The following is a 5,491-nucleotide window of genomic DNA, read 5'->3' on the forward strand; positions in this document are numbered from 1 at the left end:
GCTCTATGATTTGGCGTTTCCCAAGCAGATCAGGCGCTCCAGGGTGCGGGAGGTGATCGCCGCCGCAGATGCCGTCTTCTGCGACGCCAATCTTCCGACGACGGCGCTGGAACGGCTGGTCGCGCTCGCCGCGGGCAAGCCGGTTTTCGCGATTGCCATTTCGCCGGCCAAGGTGGTGCGGTTGCTACCGGTGCTGAAGGAGCTTTCGCTGGTCTTCATGAACCGGCGCGAGGCCATGGCGCTGGCCGGCGTCGCCGCGAATGCCACGGAGCGCGAGGTGGTCGACGGGTTGCGATGCAGCGGCCTCGTCAGCGGCGTGGTGACGGCAGGCGGCGGGCCCATGCTGGGCTTCGATGAAGCCGGCGCCTTCTCTATCCTGCCGCCGCCACCAAGAAAGGTCGCCGACGTCACCGGCGCCGGCGATGCGCTGGCGGGCGCAACGGTCGCAGCCCTGCTGCGAGGACTGCCGCTGCGGGCAGCTCTGCGCGAAGGCATTGCCGGGGCGACGCTTGCCATCGAAAGCGCCGCCGCCGTTCCGGAGTTCACCGCGGCGAGCTTCGCGGAAGCGTTGGTCCTTGTGCCGGATGCCAGGGAAGTGGCATGAGACCGGCGAATTCATAGTGCCGCGATGTTGCCGAGCGTCCGACGGACGCGCCGCATTCCGGATAGGAGACCTTGATGACCCCTGAGACCGCCCGCCCCTTCATCGACATCCACGCGCCGGTGGCGCAGGCCCTGGCCGACGGCCGGCCGGTGGTGGCGCTGGAAAGCACCATCATCACCCATGGCATGCCCTACCCCGACAACGGCGCCATGGCGGCCGATGTCGAAAAGATCATCAGCGATGGCGGCGCCGTGCCGGCGACGATCGCCGTGGTTGGCGGCCGCATCAAGATCGGGCTTTCTGACGGCGAGCGCGAATCGCTGGCGATGACGGGCGACGCCATGAAGCTGTCGCGCGCCGATCTCGGTTTTGCCGTGGCGCAAGGGCGCACCGGCGGCACCACGGTCGCCGCCACGATGATCGCGGCGCATATTGTCGGCATAAAAGTGTTTGCCACCGGCGGCATCGGCGGCGTGCACAAGGGCGCCGAAAAGAGCTTTGACATTTCCGCCGATCTCGACGAGCTGGCGCGCACCCCGGTGATTGTCGTCTCGGCCGGCGCCAAGGCGATCCTCGACATCGAAAAGACGCTGGAAGTGCTGGAGACGCGCGGCGTGCCGGTGATCGGCCATGGCTGCGAGACGATGCCGGCCTTCTGGTCCAGGCAATCGCCGTTCCGCGCGCCGCTGACCTTGCACGAGCCGGAAGAGATCGCGCATTTCTACCAGACGAGGGCAGCACTTGGGCTTGCTGGCGGCATGCTGATTGCCAATCCTGTGCCGGAAAACCAGGAAATCCCGGCTGCGGAGATGGCGGGCTATATCGACGCCGCGCAGAAGGCCGCCGAGGCACAACATGTCACCGGCAAGGCGGTGACGCCATTCCTGCTGGGAAAGATCCTCGAACTGACCGGCGGCAGGAGCCTGAAGACCAACATCGCGCTGGTGGAAAACAATGCACGGCTGGCGGCGAGGATAGCCAGGGCATTGTAGGGCACGGCCTCCAAGGTCGGCGGGACAGAGGGGGTGCTGTCCCTCCGCTGTGCCAAGGCTGGCGTCACTTCCCCGCCCTTCGCCCCGCCTCATACGCCCGGCGTGCCCAGACCGTCATCTCGTCGGGATCATCAAAAGCGCTGTCGGGAACGCTCCAATAGGGCATGGCGACCAGCTTGCCGTGGCGCGAGCCGGTGTAGGTCCATTGCGTGCAGCCGGCGGCCTCGAACTCGGGGGCGCTTTGCTCGTCGGCTTTCAACAGCAATTCGCCGCGCAGCACGATGGCGACGATGACGCCGTCGAAATAGATGCCCTTGCCGCCGAACAGTTTGCGGATGCTGACAGGGCCGAGACCCTCGAACAGTTCGGCGATGCGTTCATTGTCCATGCCGCGATCATGTCACCGGCATCTGGCCTTGTCATCGCCGCAACCAAAATCATGCTGACAGGTTGAGAGAGGTCGATCGGAGTTTTCCCGCCATGCCGCTTCTGCTGAAAGGGTCCTGCCGCTGCAATGCCGTGCGTTTCGAGGTGGAAAGCCACACGCCGGCGCCGTTCATGCTGTGCTACTGCTCCATCTGCCGCAAGCAGCAAGGCGGCGGCGGCTTCGCCATCAATCTCGGTGCCGACAACGAGACACTGAACATCAGGGGCAAGCGCAGCCTCGGCGTCTTTCGGGCGGAGATCGAGGACGACGAGCATCCGCATTGCGAAATCTCAACCGGCGAGCGCAATTTCTGCAAGAAATGCGGCTCAGCCCTTTGGCTCTACGATCCGACATGGCCGGAACTGGTGCACCCCTTCGCCTCAGCGATCGACAGCGATTTACCCATTCCGCCGAGCCGAGTGCACCTGATGCTGAAATACAAAGCGAACTGGGTGGAGCCGGTGGTTGGCAAGCACGACAAGGTCTTCGACGTCTATCCCGAGGAATCGATCGCCGATTGGCACAAGCGGACGGGCATGTGGGTGGAGTGAGTTTCTTCGCCCCGTTTACGGGGAGGTGAGGAGTGATCCGCGCACCGAACGAAAAGCCAATTGCTTGGATTTTCTAACGACGTACGCCGGCAGGCTGGGCGGAGCTAACTCTGGAGAGGCTGGCGCTGCCCCTCATCCGTCACTTCGTGACACTTTCTCCGCGTAAACGGGGCGAAGGAAAAAATCAGGCCGAAGCGCGTGCCTCTGCCAGTGCCTTCAGGTCGGCCGGCTTCAGTTCGACGGATTCGCCGCAGCCGCAGGCCGAGCTCTGGTTCGGGTTGTGGAAGGTGAAGCCGGTGCGCAGCGTCGTCTGCTCGAAATCCATCTCGGTGCCGAACAGGAATAGCGCAGCCTCGGGCGCGACATAGACATGCGCGCCGTCGCGCTCGATATGGTCGTCCTTGGTGTTGGGCTCGGTCACCAGATCGACCGTATATTCCATGCCGGCGCAGCCGCCCTTCTTGATGCCGAGGCGGATGCCATGCGCGTTGTCGCGGGTGGCGACGATCTCGCGCACCCGGTCGGCGGCCTTTTCGGTCATGGTGATGACGGCGAAGCGTCCCATTCTTTTTCCTTCCATTCCATGCAGGTTCAAGGCCTGCCGAATGATTCCTCACCTAAAATGGTGAAGTTTTATCCCTGGCGCAAGTGTGCCAGGCTTGACGCTAGTACCAGCCCACCGCCACCTGCGCCTCTTCCGACATGCGGTCGGCCGACCAGGGCGGGTCGAAGGTCATGTTGACCTCGACGCCGGACACGCCTTCGACGGCGCCGACGGCATTTTCGACCCAGCCGGGCATTTCGCCGGCGACAGGGCAGCCGGGAGCGGTCAGCGTCATGTCGATCTTGACCGAGCGATTGTCCTCGATGTCGATCTTGTAGATGAGGCCGAGCTCGTAGATATCGGCCGGGATTTCCGGATCGTAGACCGTCTTCAGCGCCGATACGATGTCGTCGGTCAACCGCGCCAGTTCGTCGGCTGGGATGGCCGATCCCGAAACCAGCGCATTGGGCGCGGTTTCCGGAGTGGTCTCGGCAGCGATGCTTGCATCATCCATGGTCGTCACCCAAAAAACGTCATCCGAAGAATTTGCGCGCTTTTTCAAGCGCCTCGGCCAATGCGTCGACTTCGGCCCTGGTATTATACATGCCGAACGATGCCCTGCATGTGGAGGTTACGCCGAAACGTTTCAACAGCGGCTGGGCGCAATGGGTGCCCGCGCGGACTGCAACGCCCTGCCTGTCTATCACCATCGACACGTCGTGCGCATGAATGCCTTGCAGTTCGAACGAGATGATGGCGCCCTTGCCGGGCGCATCGCCGAAGATGCGCAGCGAATTGATGGCGCGTAGCCGCTCATGCGCATAAGTCTTGAGGTCTTCCTCATGCGCGGCGATGCGCTCGCGGCCGATCGTTTCCATATAGTCGAGCGCGGCACCCAGTCCGATCGCCTGCACGATCGGCGGCGTGCCGGCTTCGAAACGATGCGGCGGCTCGTTGTAGGTGACGATGTCTTCCGTCACCTCCTCGATCATCTCGCCACCGCCCATGAAGGGGCGCATGCCCTGGAGAATGTCCTTCTTGCCGTAGAGCACGCCGATGCCCGAAGGGCCATAAACCTTGTGCCCGGTGAAGACGAAGAAGTCGCAGTCGAGATCCTGCACATCGATCGGCATATGCACGGCGCTCTGGCTGCCGTCGACGAGGACGGGAATTCCACGCGCATGCGCGATGCGCACGATTTCCTTGATCGGCGTCACCGTGCCCAGCGCATTCGACATCTGCGTGACGGCGACCAGTTTGGTGCGGTCGGTCAGCCGTTTTTCGAATTCCTCGATGTGGAAGACGCCGAGATCGTCGACCGGCACCCAGACCAGCTTGGCGCCCTGCCGCTCGCGGATCAAATGCCAGGGAACGATGTTGGAGTGGTGCTCCATGATCGACAGCACGATCTCGTCGCCCTCGCCGATGTTGGGCATGCCATAGCCATAGGCCACGGTGTTGATGGCCGAGGTCGTGTTCGAGGTGAAGATGATGTTGTCGGTGCTTGGCGCGTTGAGGAAACGGCGTACCGTTTCGCGCGCCTTTTCGTAGGCGTCGGTCGCGGCATTGGACAGGAAATGCAGGCCACGATGGACGTTGGCATATTCCTGGCTGTAGGCGTGCTGGACAGCGTCGAGCACCACCTGCGGCTTCTGTGCCGAGGCGCCATTGTCGAGATAGACCAGCTTCTTGCCATAGACTTCCCGCGACAGGATCGGGAAATCGCGGCGGATCGCTTCGACGTCGTAGAAATCTCCGATCTTGCCCGGTGCGTTCATCAGGTCACCCGTGTGCCACGAACCAGCCGTCGAGCCGCGCTTCCAGCGCTTCGACGATCGCCTCGTCGTCCAGTTCCTCGATCACCTCGGCGACAAAGGCCTTCACGAGCAAGCCCCGCGCGCTTTTCTCGTCGACGCCGCGCGCCATCAGGTAAAACAGATGATCGTGGTCGATCTCGGTGACCGTCGCGCCATGGCCGCAAATCACGTCGTCGGCGAAGATTTCAAGCTCCGGCTTGGTCGAGAACTCGCCATCGTCCGACAGCAACAGCGTGTTGCATGCCATCTTGGCGTTGGTCTTCTGCGCATATTGATGGACGTTGATGCGGCCCTGAAACACGCCGCGCGCCTTGCCCGTCACCACGTTGCGGATGATCTCCGTCGAGGTCGTGTGCGGCACGGCGTGGTCGAGAACCATGGTCACGTCGGTATGGGTGTCGCCGGCCAAGAGGTTGATGCCGCGCAGCTTGAAATCGGCGCCTTCGCCAGTCGTCCTGACCATGATCTCCTGGCGCACGAGCTTGCCGCCGGCGTTCATGACGAACAACGTCAGCTTGGCATTCTTGCCGATATGGGCCTTGAACTGGGCCAGATG

General features: G+C 63.0%; 8 protein-coding genes. 3 read left to right on the forward strand and 5 right to left on the reverse strand.

The window, feature by feature from the left end; all coding sequences use genetic code 11:
- Both EN932_RS27845 and EN932_RS27850 read left to right on the forward strand, forming a co-directional pair.
- Window positions 1–604 (forward strand): PfkB family carbohydrate kinase (locus EN932_RS27845; protein ID WP_245483337.1); only part of this gene is annotated, 604 nt, incomplete at its 5' end.
- A gap of 74 nt (window positions 605–678) precedes the next feature.
- Entirely contained in the window at window positions 679–1,596 is a 918-nt protein-coding gene (locus tag EN932_RS27850; protein ID WP_024504569.1) for a pseudouridine-5'-phosphate glycosidase, read from the forward strand.
- A gap of 64 nt (window positions 1,597–1,660) precedes the next feature.
- Here EN932_RS27850 and EN932_RS27855 read toward each other — a convergent pair whose 3' ends face one another.
- A complete protein-coding gene (locus EN932_RS27855; protein ID WP_024504570.1) occupies window positions 1,661–1,984 on the reverse strand; it encodes a TfoX/Sxy family protein in 324 nt (107 codons plus the stop codon).
- 92 nt (window positions 1,985–2,076) lie between these two features.
- Here EN932_RS27855 and EN932_RS27860 point away from each other — a divergent pair, with 92 nt between their 5' ends.
- Window positions 2,077–2,574: a GFA family protein gene (locus EN932_RS27860; protein WP_024504571.1), complete on the forward strand. Its 498-nt coding sequence runs from the start codon at window positions 2,077–2,079 to the stop codon at window positions 2,572–2,574.
- A gap of 184 nt (window positions 2,575–2,758) precedes the next feature.
- Here EN932_RS27860 and sufA read toward each other — a convergent pair whose 3' ends face one another.
- The 4 genes from sufA to sufD all read right to left on the reverse strand — a co-directional run.
- The gene (gene sufA / locus EN932_RS27865; protein ID WP_013532156.1) at window positions 2,759–3,139 is read right to left on the reverse strand and encodes a Fe-S cluster assembly scaffold SufA; all 381 of its coding nucleotides are present in this window, start codon (window positions 3,137–3,139) and stop codon (window positions 2,759–2,761) included.
- 100 nt (window positions 3,140–3,239) lie between these two features.
- Window positions 3,240–3,632: an SUF system Fe-S cluster assembly protein gene (locus EN932_RS27870; protein ID WP_013532157.1), complete on the reverse strand. Its 393-nt coding sequence runs from the start codon at window positions 3,630–3,632 to the stop codon at window positions 3,240–3,242.
- Window positions 3,633–3,651: 19 nt separating this feature from the next.
- On the reverse strand, window positions 3,652–4,896 hold the full coding sequence (locus EN932_RS27875) for a cysteine desulfurase (RefSeq protein WP_128369223.1): 1,245 nt from the start codon (window positions 4,894–4,896) through the stop codon (window positions 3,652–3,654).
- Between the two features lie 4 nt (window positions 4,897–4,900).
- A partial coding sequence (gene sufD / locus EN932_RS27880) for a Fe-S cluster assembly protein SufD (protein ID WP_128369224.1) occupies window positions 4,901–5,491 on the reverse strand: 591 nt, incomplete at its 5' end.

The organism is Mesorhizobium sp. M7A.F.Ca.US.002.01.1.1 (assembly GCF_004022955.1).
Taxonomy (GTDB): Bacteria; Pseudomonadota; Alphaproteobacteria; order Rhizobiales; family Rhizobiaceae; genus Mesorhizobium; species Mesorhizobium ciceri.